The organism is Paenarthrobacter sp. AT5, assembly GCF_032764245.1.
Classification (GTDB): Bacteria; Actinomycetota; Actinomycetes; order Actinomycetales; family Micrococcaceae; genus Arthrobacter; species Arthrobacter ureafaciens.
In genome coordinates, this window is record NZ_CP136441.1 from 4,633,011 (window position 1) to 4,650,800 (window position 17,790).

General features: G+C 63.8%; 16 protein-coding genes. 3 read left to right on the forward strand and 13 right to left on the reverse strand.

The annotated features are described in order from the left end of the window. Positions 1-11: 11 nt before the first annotated feature. The 5 genes from RI444_RS21630 to RI444_RS21650 all read right to left on the reverse strand — a co-directional run bounded on the left by RI444_RS21630 (position 12) and on the right by RI444_RS21650 (position 5,489). Positions 12-719, reverse strand: a complete 708-nt coding sequence (locus tag RI444_RS21630) for a response regulator (RefSeq protein ID WP_021473331.1) — start codon at positions 717-719, stop codon at positions 12-14. Then, on the reverse strand, positions 719-1,999 hold the full coding sequence (locus tag RI444_RS21635) for a sensor histidine kinase (protein WP_021473332.1): 1,281 nt from the start codon (positions 1,997-1,999) through the stop codon (positions 719-721). The genes RI444_RS21630 and RI444_RS21635 overlap by 1 nt, the downstream gene beginning before the upstream one ends. An 18-nt stretch (positions 2,000-2,017) precedes the next feature. Further along, positions 2,018-2,869, reverse strand: a complete 852-nt coding sequence (locus tag RI444_RS21640) for an ABC transporter permease (protein WP_021473333.1) — start codon at positions 2,867-2,869, stop codon at positions 2,018-2,020. Then, a complete protein-coding gene (locus RI444_RS21645) occupies positions 2,869-3,816 on the reverse strand; it encodes an ABC transporter ATP-binding protein (RefSeq protein WP_062098882.1) in 948 nt (315 codons plus the stop codon). Before RI444_RS21645 ends, RI444_RS21640 begins: the two co-directional genes overlap by 1 nt. Before the next feature lie 167 nt (positions 3,817-3,983). Continuing rightward, positions 3,984-5,489, reverse strand: coding sequence for a bifunctional phosphatase PAP2/diacylglycerol kinase family protein (locus RI444_RS21650; RefSeq protein WP_021473335.1), 1,506 nt, complete (start codon positions 5,487-5,489; stop codon positions 3,984-3,986). Positions 5,490-5,572: 83 nt separating this feature from the next. On the opposite strand from RI444_RS21650, the gene RI444_RS21655 reads away from it, so the two are divergent. After that, a complete protein-coding gene (locus tag RI444_RS21655) occupies positions 5,573-6,277 on the forward strand; it encodes a phosphatase PAP2 family protein (protein ID WP_062098884.1) in 705 nt (234 codons plus the stop codon). Here the strand turns inward: RI444_RS21655 and RI444_RS21660 are convergent. From RI444_RS21660 to RI444_RS21690, 7 genes are all read right to left on the reverse strand, one after another. After that, positions 6,213-7,412 carry an MFS transporter gene (locus RI444_RS21660; RefSeq protein ID WP_069696584.1) on the reverse strand — a complete coding sequence of 400 codons (1,200 nt, stop codon included), beginning with the start codon at positions 7,410-7,412 and terminating at the stop codon, positions 6,213-6,215. The two genes, RI444_RS21655 and RI444_RS21660, sit on opposite strands and share 65 nt — an antisense overlap. Then, a complete protein-coding gene (locus tag RI444_RS21665) occupies positions 7,409-8,164 on the reverse strand; it encodes a DeoR/GlpR family DNA-binding transcription regulator (RefSeq protein WP_021473338.1) in 756 nt (251 codons plus the stop codon). Before RI444_RS21665 ends, RI444_RS21660 begins: the two co-directional genes overlap by 4 nt. Positions 8,165-8,350: 186 nt before the next feature. After that, the gene (locus tag RI444_RS21670; protein WP_021473140.1) at positions 8,351-10,033 is read right to left on the reverse strand and encodes an ABC-F family ATP-binding cassette domain-containing protein; all 1,683 of its coding nucleotides are present in this window, start codon (positions 10,031-10,033) and stop codon (positions 8,351-8,353) included. Between the two features lie 97 nt (positions 10,034-10,130). Then, positions 10,131-11,390 (reverse strand): FAD-dependent oxidoreductase, encoded by a 1,260-nt coding sequence (locus RI444_RS21675; protein WP_207605308.1) that lies wholly within the window; start codon positions 11,388-11,390, stop codon positions 10,131-10,133. A gap of 12 nt (positions 11,391-11,402) precedes the next feature. Next, entirely contained in the window at positions 11,403-13,391 is a 1,989-nt protein-coding gene (locus RI444_RS21680) for a penicillin-binding transpeptidase domain-containing protein (RefSeq protein ID WP_207605307.1), read from the reverse strand. Between the two features lie 68 nt (positions 13,392-13,459). Beyond that, on the reverse strand, positions 13,460-14,116 hold the full coding sequence (locus RI444_RS21685) for a response regulator (protein ID WP_021473143.1): 657 nt from the start codon (positions 14,114-14,116) through the stop codon (positions 13,460-13,462). Then, entirely contained in the window at positions 14,113-15,399 is a 1,287-nt protein-coding gene (locus RI444_RS21690) for a sensor histidine kinase (RefSeq protein ID WP_192551630.1), read from the reverse strand. The genes RI444_RS21685 and RI444_RS21690 overlap by 4 nt, the downstream gene beginning before the upstream one ends. 194 nt (positions 15,400-15,593) lie before the next feature. On the opposite strand from RI444_RS21690, the gene RI444_RS21695 reads away from it, so the two are divergent. Both RI444_RS21695 and RI444_RS21700 read left to right on the forward strand, forming a co-directional pair. Further along, a complete protein-coding gene (locus RI444_RS21695; protein ID WP_021473145.1) occupies positions 15,594-16,667 on the forward strand; it encodes an ABC transporter permease in 1,074 nt (357 codons plus the stop codon). Positions 16,668-16,693: 26 nt separating this feature from the next. Further along, positions 16,694-17,392, forward strand: a complete 699-nt coding sequence (locus RI444_RS21700; protein WP_207605306.1) for an ABC transporter ATP-binding protein — start codon at positions 16,694-16,696, stop codon at positions 17,390-17,392. On the opposite strand, the gene RI444_RS21705 is transcribed toward RI444_RS21700, so the two are convergent. Beyond that, a complete protein-coding gene (locus RI444_RS21705; RefSeq protein WP_021473147.1) occupies positions 17,389-17,790 on the reverse strand; it encodes a winged helix-turn-helix transcriptional regulator in 402 nt (133 codons plus the stop codon). The two genes, RI444_RS21700 and RI444_RS21705, sit on opposite strands and share 4 nt — an antisense overlap.

A 17,790-nucleotide genomic window follows, 5' to 3' on the forward strand; every position in this document is an offset into this window, starting at 1 on the left:
GTCTATCCGGATCAGTAGTCCGGGTTGCTGGGCACCACGAGCCCGGTTTCGTAGGCGTAGACCACCACCTGCACGCGGTCCCGCAACTGCAGCTTGCTCAGGATACGGCGCACGTGGGTCTTCACTGTTGCCTCGGACAAGAAGAATTTGTGGGCAATCTCGGCGTTGGACAGGCCTTCGGCGATGGTGGTGAGGATCTCCGTTTCGCGCGGAGTCAGTTCATCCAGCAGAGGGTCACGGCGGGCCGGCGTGATCCCTGGCGTGTGTCCCCCGCGGACGTAAGTCTCCAGCAGCCGCTGGGTGATCCTCGGTGCCACCACTGCGTCCCCGCTGGCCACCACCCGAACCGCGTGGACCAGCTCAGCGGGAGCAACGTCCTTCAGGAGGAAGGCGGACGCCCCGGCCTGCAGACCGGAGAAAGCATATTCATCGAGGTCGAAGGTGGTAAGAATGATGACCCGCGCATCAGCACCCGCGGCCGATATGCGTCGGGTGGCTTCGATGCCGTCCATGGCGGGCATACGGACGTCCATGAGGACGACGTCCGGCTGCAGCTCTTCCACCAGGCGGACGGCCTCTGCGCCATCCGATGCTTCGCCCACCACCGTCAGGTCATCTTCGCCCTCAAGGATCAGCCGAAAGCCCATCCTCAGAAGTGGTTGGTCATCCACCAACAGGATCTTGATGGTCCCTTGACCTGTCAGTTCGTAGTCCCTCATTACTCCCCCTTGTCGCCGTTCCAGTTCAGCTCGGCGTGTACCGCCCAGCCGCCGTTCCTGCCAGGTCCGGCCCCGATTTTTCCGGCGTAGATTCCGGCCCGCTCCCGCATGCCTGCAATTCCTTGGCCGGTGCCCAGGCTTCCCTTCCCGTTGCCGTCCCTGGTTCCGCGGCCGTCGTCGAGCACGTCGATGGTGACCAGGTCGCCGTTGCGCGCCACCTGCACGTCCACCCGGCTCAGCGACCTTCCGTACCTCAGGACGTTGGTCAGCGATTCCTGGACAATCCGATAGACCGTCAGTTCGAACGCAGGATCGGCCGGGAGCGCGGGTCCCGTATGAGCATAGTGAAGCGGAAGCCCTGCCGTCCGGAATCCATCCAGCAGCTTGGAAAGGTTGTGTCCCGATTCCAACGGTGTGAGCGGCGCCGGACGGCCGGAATCGTCCCTTAGGACGCCCAATACCCTGCGCATGTCAGCCAAGGCGTTCCGCCCCGTCCTGGATAGTTCACCAAGCACCTCGCCGGCGCGTTCGGGATCCTTCTTCACTACCACTGCCGCACCGTCGGAAAGGCTCACCATGACCGTGAGCGAGTGTGCCACGACGTCGTGCATCTCGCGGGCGATCCTGTTGCGCTCGGTGACCTTGCCCAGCTGGGTCGTGCGAGCCACCCAGGCGGCGATCTCTGCCTCATGCTCCCGGCGCTCCCGGACCGAAATGCCGATTCCCGTGGCCAGGAGGTTGGACAGCATGATGGTCACGGCCGTGGCGATGTTGTTGATGAGGTGGAAGTTCTCCGGAACCTCCCGGAGCGTGTCCATGTTGCTGGGGCTAGTCCACATGAAGAGATAGAGCAAGCTCAGGGGGAGGCTGGCCGCGCCCAGCACCACGAAGGCAACGGGACGCTTTCTGGCGGATGCTACGGCGTAAAGGGCGAACCAAAGACCCGCCGAGACGTTCGATCCCCAAGGGTTGAGGATGGTAGCGGCGATTTCCAGGAGGGCAACGGCGGCCGCCACATGAATCGGGCTCTGCCGCCGGAACCACAGTGCCAGGGCGATGAGCAAAAGGAATGACGTGACCAGCCACTTGCCCTCGATGACCGAAGAGATGATGGTGGGCAGCGCCAGAAGCACATAGCAAGAGACCACCACGGCATCCATGGCCAGCGGGTGCTCGTAGAAATAGCGCCGCACGCGTCCGCGGCGGCGCTGGGTGATTTCCGCGAAGGACGCGTCAGCCGGACCGGCCAACGCGTCCTTCCTTTGTGGGACTTCGATCATGAAGAGAGCCTAAACGCCCTAGACGTCCCGCTTCTTGAGCAGAACCATGGCAATTGCCACCGGCACAACAACCCAGGCGGTCAGCACCAGCGCGGCCTGCCACGCTTCCAGCGTGTCCGGGACGTGCTCGACGGCGGTCATCGGGTTGATGGTGCTGGTGGGGAGGTACTTGTTGGCTTCCTTGAAGAAATCGCCGGGGATGAGCTGGAATGCGATGGGAGCCACGAACAACAGGCCGACGAGGCTCATGATGCCACCGGCCGAGTTCCGGACGATCGTTCCCAGGGCCATGCCGATCGCAGCCACGGCGGCCACATAGATGCTGTTCACCAGCAGGAGCTTGATGGACTGCGAGCTGCCAAGGTCCAGCTTGAGGTTGTAGTTATCCACGATCGGCAATGAAACGAGCCCTGCTACGTACGTGGCAACAGCGGTCAGAAGGAACGCGCTCACCACCACCACAATGAGCTTCGCCAGGAACGGGGAGAGGCGCTTGGGCACGGCGGCGAAGGTGGAACGTGCCATGCCGGTGGTGAATTCCGAGCTCATGAGCAGCACGCCCAGGGAGCCAAGGATGAGCTGGGCGAACGAGATTCCGGACGTCGGAATGCTGACGGCCAGGTCTCCGCCCTGGGCTGCCATCGCGGCGGCCGCTTCAGGATCGCGGGCTGCCTGGTCGGCGAACTGTCCTGTTCCCCATGCAGCCAAGGCCGCGAAGCCGACCATGACCACAGCCGTGGAGGCCAGGAGGATGAGGGTCGAAAGCAGAGTGCGGAATTTGATGAATTCGGAGTTCAGAACCCGGTGGAAAGCCGGTCCTGGGCCCACCGGGGTGCGTGTGGGTTTGCTGTCCGTGATTGCGGTGCTCACTAGTTCTTCCCTCCGGCCGAAGCGGGAACCGACGTCCCGGTGTTGATGTGCGAGTGGTACTCCACCTCGTCCTTGGTCAGCTCCATGTAGGCCTCCTCGAGGCTCGCTTGGAGAGGCGTGAGTTCGTAGACCATGACCTGGTTATCCAACGCGGTGCGTGCGATGGCGCGTGGATCAAGTCCACTTACCTCCAGAAGCTCGCGTTCGTGGACCTCCACCGAAACGCCTTGCCCGGCCAGCAGCTGCATGAGGTGTTCAGGCTGATCGGTGCGGACGCGGGTGCGGGCCTGGCCCTTGCCGGTGATGATGTCAGCGATGGGTGCATCGGCGATGATCTTGCCGCGGCCGATCACTATCAGGTGGTCTGCCGTGAGTGCCATTTCGCTCATGAGGTGGCTGGACAGGAAGACCGTGCGGCCCTCGGACGCCAGGTACTTGACCAGGTTCCTGACCCACACGACGCCTTCAGGGTCCAAGCCGTTCACCGGCTCGTCCAGGATGATTGTCTGGGGATCCCCCAGAAGCGCGGCGGCGATGCCCAGGCGTTGTCCCATGCCGAGCGAGAATCCCTTGACCTTCTTCTTGGCAACATCGCCCAGGCCGGTCATCTCAATCACTTCACGCACACGGCTCTTGGGGATGCTGTGCGTTGCTGCCATGGCCAGCAGGTGGTTGTAAGCCGTGCGGCTGGTGTGGACTGCCTTGGCATCCAGCAGGGCGCCAATCTCACGCAGGGGAGCCACATGCTTTTCGAATGGCACGCCGTTCACGGTCACTGAGCCGGACGTGGGCGTGTCCAGTCCCATAATCATGCGCATTGTGGTGGACTTGCCGGCACCGTTCGGGCCGAGGAAGCCCGTTACCCGGCCGGCCTGGACCGTAAAACTGACGCCACCTACGGCTGTTTTTTCGCCGTAGACCTTCGTCAGGCCTTTTGCTTCGATCATGGAAGCGTTCCCTCCCTAGACACGTGTACGTGCAGATGAGTTGTGAATGTACTTAAACGCTAGTCAGGGAAGAGAAGGAAATCGCCTGTCCCAGGGATGATTCAGGGTCCGGTCAGGGTAGTCCTACCGGATGACCCGCCCGGATATCCGCCCGGATATCCGGCCGGTTATCCCACCGGGGGAAGCGGCGAGTACACGCGCAGTCCGCCTGTCCGGATCGAGAATTCGGCACTCCGGACGTTGGCCTTCGCCTCACCGTCGACGGCCAGGGCCAGGGGCTGGTCCGCGGCCTCAATCGTGATGCTGCCGGCCTCGGACAGGTGCGTCACCTTGGAGGAGGCTACAGTGCCGGTCACCACTGCCCACAGCAACCGGGCACGGGCGAACGGCTCGTCCGCCGAAATCATCCGCAAGTCCAGGACGCCGTCGTCCAGCACCGGGCGGCGAATGGGCGCATGGTCGGCGGGGTAGTAGCGTCCACGGCCCATGTACATGATCCACAGCTTGTGCCTGACGCCGTCCACTCTGAGCGTGGTGGGGGAGTTCACCGCGAAGGTCCGCAGCGATGCCACCAGGCTCGCCAGCGGCTTACCGAGTGCCGGCTGCAAACGTTCACGCCGTCTCACCAGGTTGGGGTAAACACCCACGCTGGCCGTATTGAGCATGGCCAGCTCGATGGTTTCCGGCATCTCCGGCAGACCGCGCTGCACCACCACCCAGCCCAGGTCCACAGAGGCGCCCCAGCCCTTGGTGAGCGCTTCCACGGCATCGTCCATGGAGTTGCTGCCCAGGTCGCGGGCAAAGTGGTTGAGCGTTCCGCCCGGCAGGACCAGTAGTGGAAGGGAATGTTCGACGGCGGCAGCCGCCGCAGTGCCTACCGTTCCGTCACCGCCCCATACCCCCAGGGCGACGGCCTCGGGTCTTGACGCCACAGTGCGGACAGCTGCCTCGACGTCTTCTCCCTCAGCGATCTCGTGTATATGCGCCTTGGGGAATAGTTTCTTGAGCAGCTCGCCGGTCTCTGGCGTATAAGACCCTCCCATGGCGTTGACGGCGATCACCAGCCCGTCGCCGTCGGCGATTGCCGGTACGTCCGCCGGAGTCCGCCGGGGCGTAGGCTCCGGCGGACGGGCCGGCCACCACTTGCGCGTCAATAAGGCGGCTCCGGCGCCGAGGGCCGAACCGAAGACAACATCCGAGGGCCAATGGGCGCCCGTGTGGACCCTCGAGTAGGCCACACCGGCAGCCACGGGAGCCAAAGCGAGGCCGATTGCCGGTGAAACGATCCCGGCTCCCACCGCGAAGGCCACTGCCGAGGCGGAATGTCCCGACGGCATCGATGAGCTGGTGGGCTGAGGATTCACGAACCTGAAAACAGGAAGGTGATCGGGCGAGGGCCTGGTGCGCGGCAGGACGGTCTTGAAAACCAGGTTCGTGACGGCGGACGCGACGCCCAAGGCGAGCAAACCGTGCAGCGCGGCCCGGCGCGGCCTGCCCGGAACGGTCGCCATGACCCCCGCGATGCCGAACCACAGCTTGCCCTTGGTGGCGGCAGCGGACAGGTAACGGAAGAAGTCGTCGTGGTTGCCCTGGCGCTGGCGGGATACGGCCCGCACGAGGAAGTGATCGAATTTCGTCACGTTGTGGGGACCTATGCCCGGGAAGCCTCGCATCAACCCACAGTATCGCCCCGCTCCGGAGTTCGGCGGAGGTCCCTTCCCCCGAATGCCCAGGAAGCTCTGGCTACCATGAAGGCATGCCACGCATATTGGAACCCCGCCACCGGCCAAGCTCGCTGCTCGTCGCACCTGCCGCGCTGTTGTTGACGGCATTCCTCGTGCCCGGACTTTTGATCCTCGCCGGGCAGGGCGAACCGGCGTTCAACGGGGTAGACACCCAGTGGCAGGCCTTGATCTTTACGCTTCATTCGCCGTTCTGGGACCAGGTCAATGCCTTCCTGAACTGGCTCGGTTATGTGGGCGTGCTCATTCTGGAAGTCCTCTTGGTGGCGGTGTTGCTCCTCTGGCGCAGGCCGAAGATGGCCCTCTTCTCCGCCCTCGCGGCGTTGATTGCGTTGGGAGTGACCCAGCTTGCCAAAGCAGTGGTTGGGCGCGATCGTCCTGAAGGCGCAAAGGTCCTGACGGACACTGGTTCATACCCTTCAGGGCATGTATCCGCAACGGCCGTCTTTCTCATGACCCTCGTACTGCTCACAGGCAAGCTGTGGTTCAAGCTTCTGGCCATCGCGGGAATCCTCGTCACGATGGCCAGCCGAACCTATCTCTCCGCCCACTGGCTCAGCGATGTCCTTGGTGGTGCATGCGTGGGAGTGGGCGTGACGCTGCTGCTGTGGGTCCCTTTCATGAAGATATGCATCCAGGAGAATCTATCTGCGGTTACTTCTCCTGTGTGGCAGGCAAGGGCTTCGCGACGCCAGCCAGCAGAAGGGCAACCAGAATAGGTGCTCCAATGGCCAGGAGCGCATTGTGGATACCTGTGTGGTCGCCCAGGTAACCCAGCAGGGGAGGACCCGCAAGGAAAGCTACGTACCCGATAGTCGACACCACGGAAACCCTGGCTGCAGCATGTTTGCGGTCGTCGGCGGCAGCGGACATCCCCATGGGGAAGGCCAGGGCGGCTCCGACGCCCCAAAGGGTTGCGCCGGCTCCAGCCAGAACCACATTGTCCGCCAGGACGAACAGGACCAAGCCGACCGCAGCGGCAGCCATGCTTGCCCGGAGTACGGCCACCCGACCGAACTTGTCGATCACCTTGCCACCGAGGAAACGCATGAGGGTCATGCCGGCAACGAACAGGGCAAAGAGCAGGGCGCCTCCCCCTTCCGACGTTCCCAGGCCATCGACCGCTGCCTTGGCAATCCAGTCGTTGCCCGCGCCTTCCGTCAGGGTCGCCCCCAGGACCACGACGCCGATGAGCAGCGTCCTGCCGTCCCGCCAGGCAGAAGGTCCGCGCTTGACGTCAGTGCCGCCGTCGGACACTTCAACAACTGGCGCGTGCGGCAGGAAGTAGCGCGGCGCCGTCAGCGCCAGTACCAATGCGATGCCTGCAATGACCAGCAGATGCTCAGGCAGGCCCACGCCAAGGTGTGAAAGGCCCGCACCGATGAGCGCGCCAACGAACGCGCCGCCGCTGAAGGCGGCATGGAACTGCGGCATGATGGTGCGCCTGAGCCGGTGTTCGACGTCGGCGCCCTCGATGTTTTGGGCGACGTCCCACAGGCCGATGCCAATGCCGAAGAAGAACAGCGAGACGGCCATCACGGGAACAGAGGCCGCCATGAGGGCAACGGCGATCCCTACCCCGGCTGCCGCTGCCACCGCCCCGGCCGTCCGGACCGTGTTGGCGGTCCCGATCCGTCCTACGACCCAGCCCGCCGTTGGCAGCGCCAGGAGGGAGCCCACCGCGGTGCAGAGCAGGAGGCTGCCCATCTGTCCGGACGTGAGGCTGAGCGCTTCGGTAACGGCGGGAATGCGGGCAGCCCAACTGGCAAAGACCAGCCCGTTCATGCCGAAGACGAAGAACGTGGCTATTGCGGCCGCGTTCACGTTGGGGACGGTTCGGGTGCTGGTAGTCATGCAATCACAACTTCCACAGAGAGTTCGTCGAGCAAGGAAAGATCTTCGGGGGCCGGTTCCACATCGGTAACCAGTACGTCGGCTGCGTCCATCGCAGCCACCAAGGCAAGGGCGCTGGCCCTCCATTTGCTGCCGGAGCCTGCCACTATCACCCTCGACGCTGATTCCAGGCCGGCCCGCTTCACTGCCGCATCATCGAGGTCGTGGGCAAGGAGTCCGTCTTTGAGGTTGAACGCGCACGGCGTGATGACGGCCGTATCAAAACGCAGTGACCGCACGTTGGCTTCAGCCATGGGTCCGCGGAAGGAGAGCTCGCCGGGGACCAGCCGTCCTCCGGGCAGGATCAGCTCAGGACGTCCCCCTGCCAAAGCATCCACACTGTGCAGGGACATGGGCATGACGGTCAGTTGGCGCTTTCCGATGCTGCGGGCAATTTCCGTTGCCGTCGAACCGCTGTCCAACCAGACGTGTTCGCGGTCCTGGAGCAGGGCGTCCACGGCTGCCGCGATCCTGACTTTGCCCTGGTGGTCTTCCAACTCCCGCTGGCCGTAGCCGGGGTTATCGCCCTTGAAGAGGAGGCTCCGCGCGCCTCCGTGGACGCGCTTAAGCACTCCGTTGGCGGCGAGGATCTCCAAGTCGCGCCGGATGGTGGCACCGGAAGCACCGCATTCGGCCATCAGCTCATCGACTGTCACAGCCTCGCGGGTTCGCAGCAATTCACCGATTAAGCGGTGGCGGTCGGCTGTTCCCATGTCTTCAGGCTATCAGCTCTTGAGCAAATGATCACCAGGTGTGATCATTTGCTCACCGTTGCTCTATCACATCCCGACACGTTCCCACCATCCTCCTCTCACATCCCGCCCCTCAACCGCCGATGCTCTCGCAGTATCTGCAAGAGCGTCGGTCAAAAGGGGGTGGGATGTGGGAGAGGAACCGGACTAGCGGGCGCGGTCCACGCGCTTCTCGTCCCAGACCGGTTCCTCGGATTCGTACACCTTGCCATCGGACCCGAACACCAGGAAGCGGTCGAACGACTTCGCGAACCACCGGTCGTGGGTCACGGCCAGGACAGTCCCCTCGAAAGCGTCAATAGCCCGCTCGAGGGCCTCGCCCGAGTGCAGGTCCAAGTTGTCGGTCGGCTCGTCGAGGAGCAGCAGGGTAGCCCCGGAGAGTTGCAGCAGCAGGATCTGGAACCGTGCCTGCTGGCCACCGGAGAGCGACTCATACTTCTGTTCGGACTGGCCGGCCAAGCCGTAGGAATCCAGCGCACCGGCGGCTGCTTCGCGGGGCAGTCCCGAACGGTGCTCGTCGCCACGGTGCAGGATCTCCAGCAGGGTGCGGCCAAGGAGGTCCGGCCGGACATGCGTTTGTGCGAAGAACCCGGGGCGGATGCGGGCGCCCAGCTTCACGGTCCCCTCGTGCGGGACTTCGGCGATGACGACGTCGGACACCGGCAAATGCTCGCGCTCCGGGTCGGTGCCGCCGGTGGCAAGCAAACGAAGGAAATGGCTCTTGCCTGATCCGTTGGAGCCAAGCACGCCGACACGATCGCCAAACCAGATCTCCGTGGAGAACGGCTTCATGAGGCCGGTCAACTCCAGGTTCTCCGCAACCACTGCACGTTTGGCGGTTCGTCCACCTTTCAGCCGCATCCGCACATTCTGCTCAATGGGCAACGCTTCCGGTGGTCCGGCCTCAAGGAACTTGGCCAGGCGCGTCTGCGCAGCCTGGTAGCGATTGGCCATATCCGAGCGGAAGGCAGCCTTGTTCTTGTACATGTTGACGAGTTCCTTGAGCTTGACGTGCTCCTCGTCCCACCGCTTGCGCAGTTCTTCGAACCGGGCGTTCCGATCGGCCCGGGCTTCCACGTAGGAGGCGAAACCGCCGCCGTGGATCCACGCGCTGGCACCGTTGATGCCTGGTTCCAGCGTCACAATGCGTCCGGCAGCGTTGTTGAGCAGCTCGCGGTCGTGGCTGATGAAGAGCACAGTCTTCTTGGATTCGTTGAGCTTGGACTCAAGCCAGCGCTTCCCCGGAACGTCCAGGTAGTTGTCCGGTTCGTCAAGCAGCAGGAGTTCATCCGGTCCGGCGAACAACGCCTCCAGCACCAGCCGCTTCTGCTCGCCGCCGGACAGTGTTGAGGCGCGGCGGAACTGTGCTTTGTCGAAGGAGATCCCCAAAGCAGCCATGCAAACTTCGTCCCACACGGTCTCGACGTCGTAACCACCGGCGTCGCCCCAATCCACAATGGCCTGCGCGTACTTCATCTGGGTGGGCTCGTCGTCCCGCTCCATCATCGCCAGTTCGGCTTCCTCAACCGCTTTGGCAGCTGCGGCGAGGTTGGGTTGGGCCGTGGAGACAAGGAGGTCGCGGACGGTGGACTCGTCGCGCACCTGTCCCACAAACTGGCGCATGATGCCCATGTTTCCGGAGCGTCCCACCACGCCCTCGTCGGGAGTGAGATCGCCGGAGATGATCTTGAAGAGCGTCGTTTTGCCGGTTCCGTTGGGACCGATCAGGGCCGTTTTGGTGCCATCAGGGACCTTGAAGGTCACGCCGTTCAGGAGCTGGGTGCCGTCGGAGAGGAAGTAGTCGATGCCGGAAACGTCAATATGGGCCACCGCCCAATCTTCCCACGGCACGGGTTAATGCTCGACGGCGGTGCCCGGTTACGCGTCGCACCGCACCGTCGGCGCAACAGACCATGTGGATGGCTGGCTACGCGTCGGGCTTCCGTCGAGCAAAGCCGGGTGCGTGTTCGGGCAGCGGACCAAAGGCCAACATCCGCGCAGGGATCTTACGGAAGAGCGGAAACTTGCGGCTCAGGAAGACCAGCGCTCTGGGTGGTTTCGGCTGCTTGCCCGCCATGACCTGGTTGAAGATGGCCCGGTGCATGAGTCGCTGGAACGTTTGCACGATGACTGTGGGCAGCCAGCGCCTCTTCTGGACCGCAGCGAGGGTGTGGTCATCCAAACTGCCATCCAACAGTGCCGGCGCCAGGATCCTGGCGGCAGCCACCGCATCCTGGACCGCCAGGTTGATTCCCACCCCGCCCGCGGGGGACATCGCATGGGCTGCGTCGCCGATCAGGAGGAGACCGGGCTTGTGCCAGGTGGCAAGCCGGTTGAGTTTCACATCGAGCAGGTGAAGATTGTCCATGGACAGGATCTCACCCACACGGTCGGAGAGATCGGGGCGCAACCGCGCGATCCGGTTTCGGAAGGCGTCCACTCCTTCGGCCCGCAACTCCGGGTCCGAGCCCTTGGCTGCCAGGTAGGCGATCTGGTGGTAATCCCTGCGGGTCAGGCTGAGCAGGACATCCGAGTCGCCAAAGCGCGGGGAAATGGAGACCACCCGTTCTATTTCTTCCGGGTCGCGGGAGAGCCTGAACCACCACACATCGAAGGGGACCGGGAACTCCTTGGGGGTCAGGCCCGACTTTGCGCGCAGCACCGATCCCCGGCCGTCGCAGGCAACCGTCAGGGGAGCCTGCAGGTCATGGGTCTCCAAAGTTCCACCGGTGATTGGATCCTTGATGCGGTAGTGCACGCCGGCGACCGCCCCGGAGCCATCCGTCAGCAGGTCCGTCGCCTCGGCATTCATGATGAGCGTGAAGCAGGGTTCCTGCCGGGCAGCGTCCACCAGGAAGTTCAAAAGGTCCCATTGCGGCACCATGGCCACGTAGTTGTACGGCTCCTTCAGCAGCCCAAAATCCGCCAACACAAACTCCCCGGAGCCGGCGGGGAGCCGGAAGTTGTCCATCCTGCTTTGCGGGAGTTGCCGGAATCCGTCACCCAGCCCCAACTCATCGAGCAAACGGAGGGTGGAGGCGTGCACCGTGTCACCGCGGAAGTCCCGGAGGAAATCGGCGTGTTTCTCCAACACGGTGACGTGGACTCCGGCCCTTGCAAGGAGCAAACCCAACACAATGCCGGCCGGACCTCCGCCGACCACAGCGCACTGAGTGGGTTTCTCCATGCCAGCCTCCCGTTAGCCTGCCGCAGTCAGGAATGACTTCAGCAAGGGTCCGCTGGTGGTTGCGCCCAAGCCGCCGTCCTCGACAAATACTGCCACCGCAAGGTCTCCGTGAACAGCAACAATCCATGCATGGGTTTTTGGCGGATCCTCGTTGCCGAACTCAGCCGTTCCGGTCTTCGCGCCCACAGGCGCCCCCGGAACCTGGGCCAGGAACCCGGCGTGCCCGGATGTCACCACGGCCCGCATCATGTCCGAGAGCCCAGCGGCTTCTTCCTTGGTGATCGGGTTGGTGGACGCCGGGGACGGCGTTGTGGTTGCCGTGGCGGAAGCCGACGACGGCGACGCGGTGCCGCCTTCCGCTGGCGCAGCACCGGCGTCGGAGTTCCTGGTTTCCGCATCAGCGGCGTCTGCATTCAACACCAACTGGGGCGAGACCGGAGCTCCGTTGCCCACGGATGCGGCCATCACCGCTGCCGCCAAGGGCGAGAACAGGACCTTGCCCTGGCCGATCATGGAGGCCGCGTGTTCGGTGCCTTCAGCTTCGCCGGGCACGGACCCAAGAAATGCATCCGCACCCAGCTTGGGGGCCTCAACCGCCACACCAAGTGCCGTTGCCGCCGACTCCAGCTGGGCTTGGCTGACGGTATCCCGGGCATTGATGAATGCGGTGTTGCAGGAGTGTGCAAAGGCATCCCGGAGGGCAACCGATCCCAGGGAACCTTCCGGGTAACCCTCGGCATTCTTGAAAGTGCGGCCGTCCACGGTGACTGTCGGCGGGCAGTCGACCTTGGAATCCGGCGTAGCACCATTGCGGAACATGGCCAGCGAGTCCACGATCTTAAAGGTTGAACCCGGCGCGTACTGGCCCAGGAAAGCCGTGTTGTAACCGTTGCTGCCGGGACCCGACGCTGCCGCGAGCACAGCCCCGGTGGACGGCCTGAGGGCAACGATCGCGGACGCCGGTTCAATGTTGGCGAGGGTTTCTTCAGCCAGCTGTTGGAGTTTCAGGTCCAGCGTGGTCTTGAGGGTGGTACCCGCTTCAGCCGGGGTCGAGAAGAGCACTTTGGTGTCCGGGGTCCCGCCTTCCGCTGCGGGTTTGGCGACAGCAACCACTTCCACGCCGTCCTTGCCGCGCAAAAGGGAGTCGTACTTCTGCTGCAGGCCACCGGTCCCGGTGCTGTCGCCTGCCCGCAAGGCACCGTTCGACTTCTCGATCTGCTCGGCACTGGCCTGTCCCACGGAGCCCAGCAGGGCCCGCGCGAAGGTACGCGTCGGTGCCAGCGCCATGGAATCGGCGATGCTCGCACCGCCGGGGATTGCCTTGATCTTCGCCTCGGTGATGTCTGCCGTGTAGGCCCGGAGCACAATTCCTTCAACGAACGCCTGCGGTCCGGAAGCGGCAACCTGCTTCGCGTATTCTTCAACGTCCAAGCCGAGCAAGGCAGCCATGGCGCGGGCCGAGGCATCGGATTGATCCTCGGAAACCTTGGTTTTGTCGATCCCCACACGGAAAACCGGCCGGTCCTCAACGATCGGCGTGTCACCGGCACCAAGAATCCCGCCGCGTTGGGCCGGAACCGTCTTGGCGGACAACGTCTCTCCGTCTGTCAGTTCAGGCGCCAGGAGCCCGGGGTTCCACTGAACGGCCCATTTGTCCCCGTCCTTCTTAAGGGAGGCCTCCAGGCTGTACTCCCATTGGGCGGACCCGATGTTCCAGCTGTAATTCAAAGGGACGGTTGCGGTGTCTCCGTCGAGCTTCACCTCGCCGGACTGGACCGAAGGTTTCGCACCGAGTCCCTGGAACACCGCCTTAAGTTCGTCATTCGCCGCCGCGGCGTCCTTGCCCTGAACGGCGAGCTGACCGACGTCGAGCGCTTCCAGCGACGAGGCCAGCTGCTTGGCGGCGTTCTCGGCACCCTCACGGCCATCGCCGCAGGCTGTCAAAGAGCCGGCCATCATCAGCGCAGCGAGTCCCAAGACCAGATTCCTAAGTTTCCCCATTTGCGTCATTATGCCGGGTTCCACTGACAGTTTCCCGTCCCGACCACACATCGGACGGTCGCGCGTGCCTACTGGCCCCTGATGATCCTTTGCTTGGTTGCGGCGGCGATTGCGGCTGTCCGGTTGTCCACTCCGAGCTTGGCGTAGATATGCACCAGATGGGTTTTTACGGTGGCCTCGGAGATAAACAATTGCTTCGCCAGGGCACGGTTGCTCATACCTGTGGCCAGCAGTTCAAGCAGTTCGACTTCCCTGCCGCTCAGCGCCGGCGAAGGGTTCCGGATGCGGCCCATGAGCCGGGCGGCAACCTCCGGGGCCAAGGCGGTTTCGCCCGACGCGGCAGCCAGCACGGCTTGCCGGATCTGTTCGGGTGGCGCGTCCTTCAGCATGTAGCCGCTTGCGCCCGCCTCCACTGCGGCGAGGATGTCCGCATCGGTGTCGTAGGTGGTGAGGATGAGGACAGGCGGCGGCGGACTGCCGCCTTCGCCGGCCCTGATTTTTCCCGTTGCGGTGACGCCGTCCATTCCCGAACCCATTTGCAGGTCCATGAGCACCAGCTGCACGGGTTCGCCCAGGGTGTTCAATCTGGTCAACTCAGCCAGCGCGGCGGCGCCATCAGCCGCTTCGGCCACCACGGCGACCCCGGGGAAGTCGGCCAACATGGCGCGCAATCCTGCCCTGACAACCGGGTGGTCATCCACCAACAAGACCCTTATGTCCTTCATGCCGGATCCTTCCCTCGAAGTGGCAGCCGGATGGCCACCACCGTCCCTTCTCCCGGCGACGACTCAACGTCCAAGCTGCCGTTGAGTGCGGTTACCCGCTCCCGCAGGCCGGAAAGCCCGACGCCGGTTCCGTCACCGCGCGCCGTACCGGCCGCCGTCGTGGGATCGAAACCTACGCCGTCGTCGAAAACGTCCAGTGTCACCTCCGTGCCCGGATCCGCGTCGAGAAAGGACAAGGTGACGACGGCGGAGCGCCCGTGGGCGTGTGCCCACACGTTTGCGAGGGAAGCCTGGGCGGCCCGGAGCAGGGTGGTTTGATAGGCGTTGGGCAGTTCTACCGGCGTACCCACCAACTCGAACCGGCACCGAAGATCCGCCCCGCGGGCAGCGGCTTCAGTCTCCGTCTTCATGCAAAGTCGCCGGAGAGTGTCCACCAACCCCGACTCCGCGAGGTCCGGGGAGCGAAGGCCCCGCACGAAGTTGCGGGCTTCGGCCAAGTTGGCGGAAGCCGTCTCTTGAACCGTCCTGAGCCGCTCCCGGGCAACGTCTACATTGCCCTCAGCCAAGGCCTTCTCTGCGGATCGGCCCATGAGGACAATGCTGGAGAAGCCCTGCGCCAAAGTGTCGTGAATTTCGCGTGCCAAGCGTTCCCTCTCACCGACCATGCCGGCCTCGTGCTGGGTCCGGGCGAGTTCGGCGCGGGTCCGCCTGAGTTCTTCCGCCACGCGCCGTTGGCTTTCTGCCTCGTGGAACAGGGCCCGATACGCCATCCCGGTGACCACGGCGAAGCCGGCCCCGAACACCGGCCCCAGAACCATCGCCGGCTGCAGCCCGCCGTCGGCCGTCCCCTGGCCGTGGAACCAGAGGGCACCCACCAACAGCGCGGTAGTAGCCGCAATCGAGAGCAGCGCGGCGGAACGAGGCAAGAGGTGCAACTGCAGGAAGAACAGCGGGAAGGCAACCCAGGCGAAGTCGCCGCTGACCAGCAGGAGCAGGAGCCACAGAAGCATGACGGCACCAAGCCACCACCCTGCGTAGGGCGAGGGATCAAAAGCTTCGGCTGAGTTGGCGTGGCGCTTTTCCAGGACCGTCCCGGTCAAGTAGACGACTACAAGCACAGTGGAAAGTGCCAAGCCGGCTGTGAGGGCAAGTTGCGGCACGCCGGGTCCTGCCAGCAGCCGGACCACTGCGACCAGCAGCAGAACCGCGAAGCCCACGTGAAGGCTCACCCGAAGCACGCGGAGAATCGCCGTAGTCGGGGTATCGCGTTCCTGGAGCTGCACGTCTTCCAGCGTATCTTCGGGCCGTGGCGGGAACGGGGGAATGTGGCGGATCCGCACCCGAATCAACCTTTCGGTTGATTCGCCCTTCAACCCAACGATTCCCGTCGTTCATCCCTGTTCCCGATGGAATGGCGGGCGTGTAACGGAAAAGTTGGGAGTGCCGGGACAGGCCTGGACCAATACGAAGGAATCAAATGTTTCTTGCCATCCGCGACATCCGTTTCGCGAAAGGCCGCTTCGCTCTCATGGGAGGCGTGGTGGCCCTCATAACGCTCCTGCTCGTCATGTTGTCCGGGTTGACTGCCGGCCTGGGCAACCAATCCACGTCGGCCATTGCCGCGTTGCCTGTGCAACAGATCGTGTTCGGCGCGCCCGCAGGCAGCCAACCCACGTTGTCCTATACGGAATCCGAAGTGTCCAGGGACCAGCTCCAGTCGTGGCGCGGAAGGCCTGGCGTCGCCTCGGTCCATGAACTCGGCATCAGCCAAACCCGCTTCCAGTCGGTCAACGGAAACGGGGAGGCTAGTGGCACAGCCAACGTGGCAGTTTTCGGCGGAGACCTGGTGGATGTGGATGACGGATCAGCGGTTGTCAGTGAGAGTGTGGCCAAGGAACTGGACGTACAGCCGGGGAGCCGCGTGCGCCTCGCCGGCAACACGTTCGTGGTCTCGGACGTTGTGGGGGACCAGTGGTACTCACACACTCCGGTCGTCTGGACCACGCTGTCCGACTGGCGCTCCATTTCGCACTCCGCACCTGATACGGCAACCGTCCTGGGCGTGAAGTCCGACGCCGGAACCTCCTTGGATATCCAAGCCGCCAACGCGGCGGCCGGGACGGTCAGCAGCGACGTCCAGGGATCTTTCCAGGCCCTCGGTTCCTACAAGAGCGAAAACGGCTCACTCATGCTGATGCAGGCATTTCTTTACGGCATATCGGCCTTGGTAATCATGGCTTTCCTGACTGTGTGGACCGTACAGCGGACCCGGGACATTGCCGTTCTCCGGGCTCTTGGGGGATCAACGGGTTACGTCCTGCGTGATGCGTTGGCCCAGGCGGCAATCGTGCTGTGTGCCGGGGCTGGTGCGGGCGGACTGCTGGGGTTGATCGGCGGTACGGCTGCCGCACAAGCTGCACCCTTCCTGATCACCCCGTTGACCACTCTGCTTCCCGTAATGGGCATTGTGGTCCTGGGATTGGCCGGAGCGGTCCTGGCCGTTGGACGCGTCACCAAGGTCGATCCATTGCTTGCCCTCGGCGGCAACTAATTCATTCCACGAAAGGTATATGTCCAATGTCAGCCCTTGGCCTTGTCAACGTCTCGCTGGAGTACGCGGACGGTTCTTCCACCCTTAAAGCACTCGACCACGTGGACCTCACTGTTGCCCAGGGTGAGTTCCTCTCCGTGGTCGGGCCTTCCGGCTCAGGGAAGTCATCGCTGCTTGCCGTCGCTTCCACGCTCATCGTGCCGACACATGGCGTCGTCATCATCGACGGCGAAGACGTCACCGCAATCACGCCGGCCCAACGCACCGTGCTGCGGCGTGAAAAGGTTGGCATCGTCTTCCAGCAACCCAACCTCCTGCCGTCGTTGACCGCCGTCGAGCAGTTGCTGATGCGGGAGCATCTGCGGGGGAAGGCCGGGGCAGGAGAACAGCGCAAAGCGCGGGAGCTCCTGGACACGGTTGGCCTCGGTTCAGTCCTGGACAAGCGTCCCCATCAGCTCTCCGGCGGGCAGCGTCAACGGGTCAACATTGCCCGGGCGCTCATGCGGAACCCCTCCGTCCTCCTTGTCGACGAACCCACCGCCGCGCTGGACCACCAGCGGAGTGAGTCGATCGTCCGGTTGCTCAGAAGAATTACGGACGAGTTCGCAACAGCGACCGTGATGGTCACCCACGACACCGAGTTCCTTCCGCTGACCGATGCGGTGGCCGTGATACGGGACGGGCGCCTCAGCCGCGAAAGCATCCCTTCCACGCAGATGAGTTAGCCTCCTGCGGGGCCCAGCACCGCCTTGTCCTGCTCCTCGTCATAGGCATCGCGTGCTTCGAGGATGGCGGGAACGTGACTCTCGGCCCACTCCCGCAACATCCTCAGCGGTTCCAGGAGGGAGGCGCCCATCTCGGTGAGTTCGTAATCCACGCGTGGTGGCACTTGGGCGTGGATGGTCCGGGTGATCAGCCCGTCCCTCTCCAAAGTCCGAAGCGTCTGGGTCAGCACCTTGGGCGTCACCACGTTGACCATCTTCCGCAACTCGGAGAAACGGACCGGGCCGTCGCCCAGGACCTGAATGACCAGCGAAGCCCATTTGTCCCCGATCCGTTGGAGGATCACCCGGGACGGGCAGTTGGGATCGAAGACGTTTGCCGGCAGTTTGGAGGTATCCAC

Excerpts from the sequence above, each read along its gene's own strand:
- RI444_RS21675 (WP_207605308.1), bottom strand. The coding sequence starts at position 11,390 with ATGGAGAAACCCACTCAGTGCGCTGTGGTCGGCGGAGGTCCGGCCGGC.
- RI444_RS21685 (WP_021473143.1), bottom strand. The coding sequence starts at position 14,116 with ATGAAGGACATAAGGGTCTTGTTGGTGGATGACCACCCGGTTGTCAGG.
- RI444_RS21650 (WP_021473335.1), bottom strand. The coding sequence starts at position 5,489 with ATGCGAGGCTTCCCGGGCATAGGTCCCCACAACGTGACGAAATTCGAT.
- RI444_RS21630 (WP_021473331.1), bottom strand. The coding sequence starts at position 719 with ATGAGGGACTACGAACTGACAGGTCAAGGGACCATCAAGATCCTGTTG.
- RI444_RS21645 (WP_062098882.1), bottom strand. The coding sequence starts at position 3,816 with ATGATCGAAGCAAAAGGCCTGACGAAGGTCTACGGCGAAAAAACAGCC.
- RI444_RS21700 (WP_207605306.1), top strand. The coding sequence starts at position 16,694 with ATGTCAGCCCTTGGCCTTGTCAACGTCTCGCTGGAGTACGCGGACGGT.
- RI444_RS21660 (WP_069696584.1), bottom strand. The coding sequence starts at position 7,412 with ATGACTACCAGCACCCGAACCGTCCCCAACGTGAACGCGGCCGCAATA.
- RI444_RS21680 (WP_207605307.1), bottom strand. The coding sequence starts at position 13,391 with ATGGGGAAACTTAGGAATCTGGTCTTGGGACTCGCTGCGCTGATGATG.
- RI444_RS21665 (WP_021473338.1), bottom strand. The coding sequence starts at position 8,164 with ATGGGAACAGCCGACCGCCACCGCTTAATCGGTGAATTGCTGCGAACC.
- RI444_RS21695 (WP_021473145.1), top strand. The coding sequence starts at position 15,594 with ATGTTTCTTGCCATCCGCGACATCCGTTTCGCGAAAGGCCGCTTCGCT.
- RI444_RS21655 (WP_062098884.1), top strand. The coding sequence starts at position 5,573 with ATGCCACGCATATTGGAACCCCGCCACCGGCCAAGCTCGCTGCTCGTC.
- RI444_RS21635 (WP_021473332.1), bottom strand. The coding sequence starts at position 1,999 with ATGATCGAAGTCCCACAAAGGAAGGACGCGTTGGCCGGTCCGGCTGAC.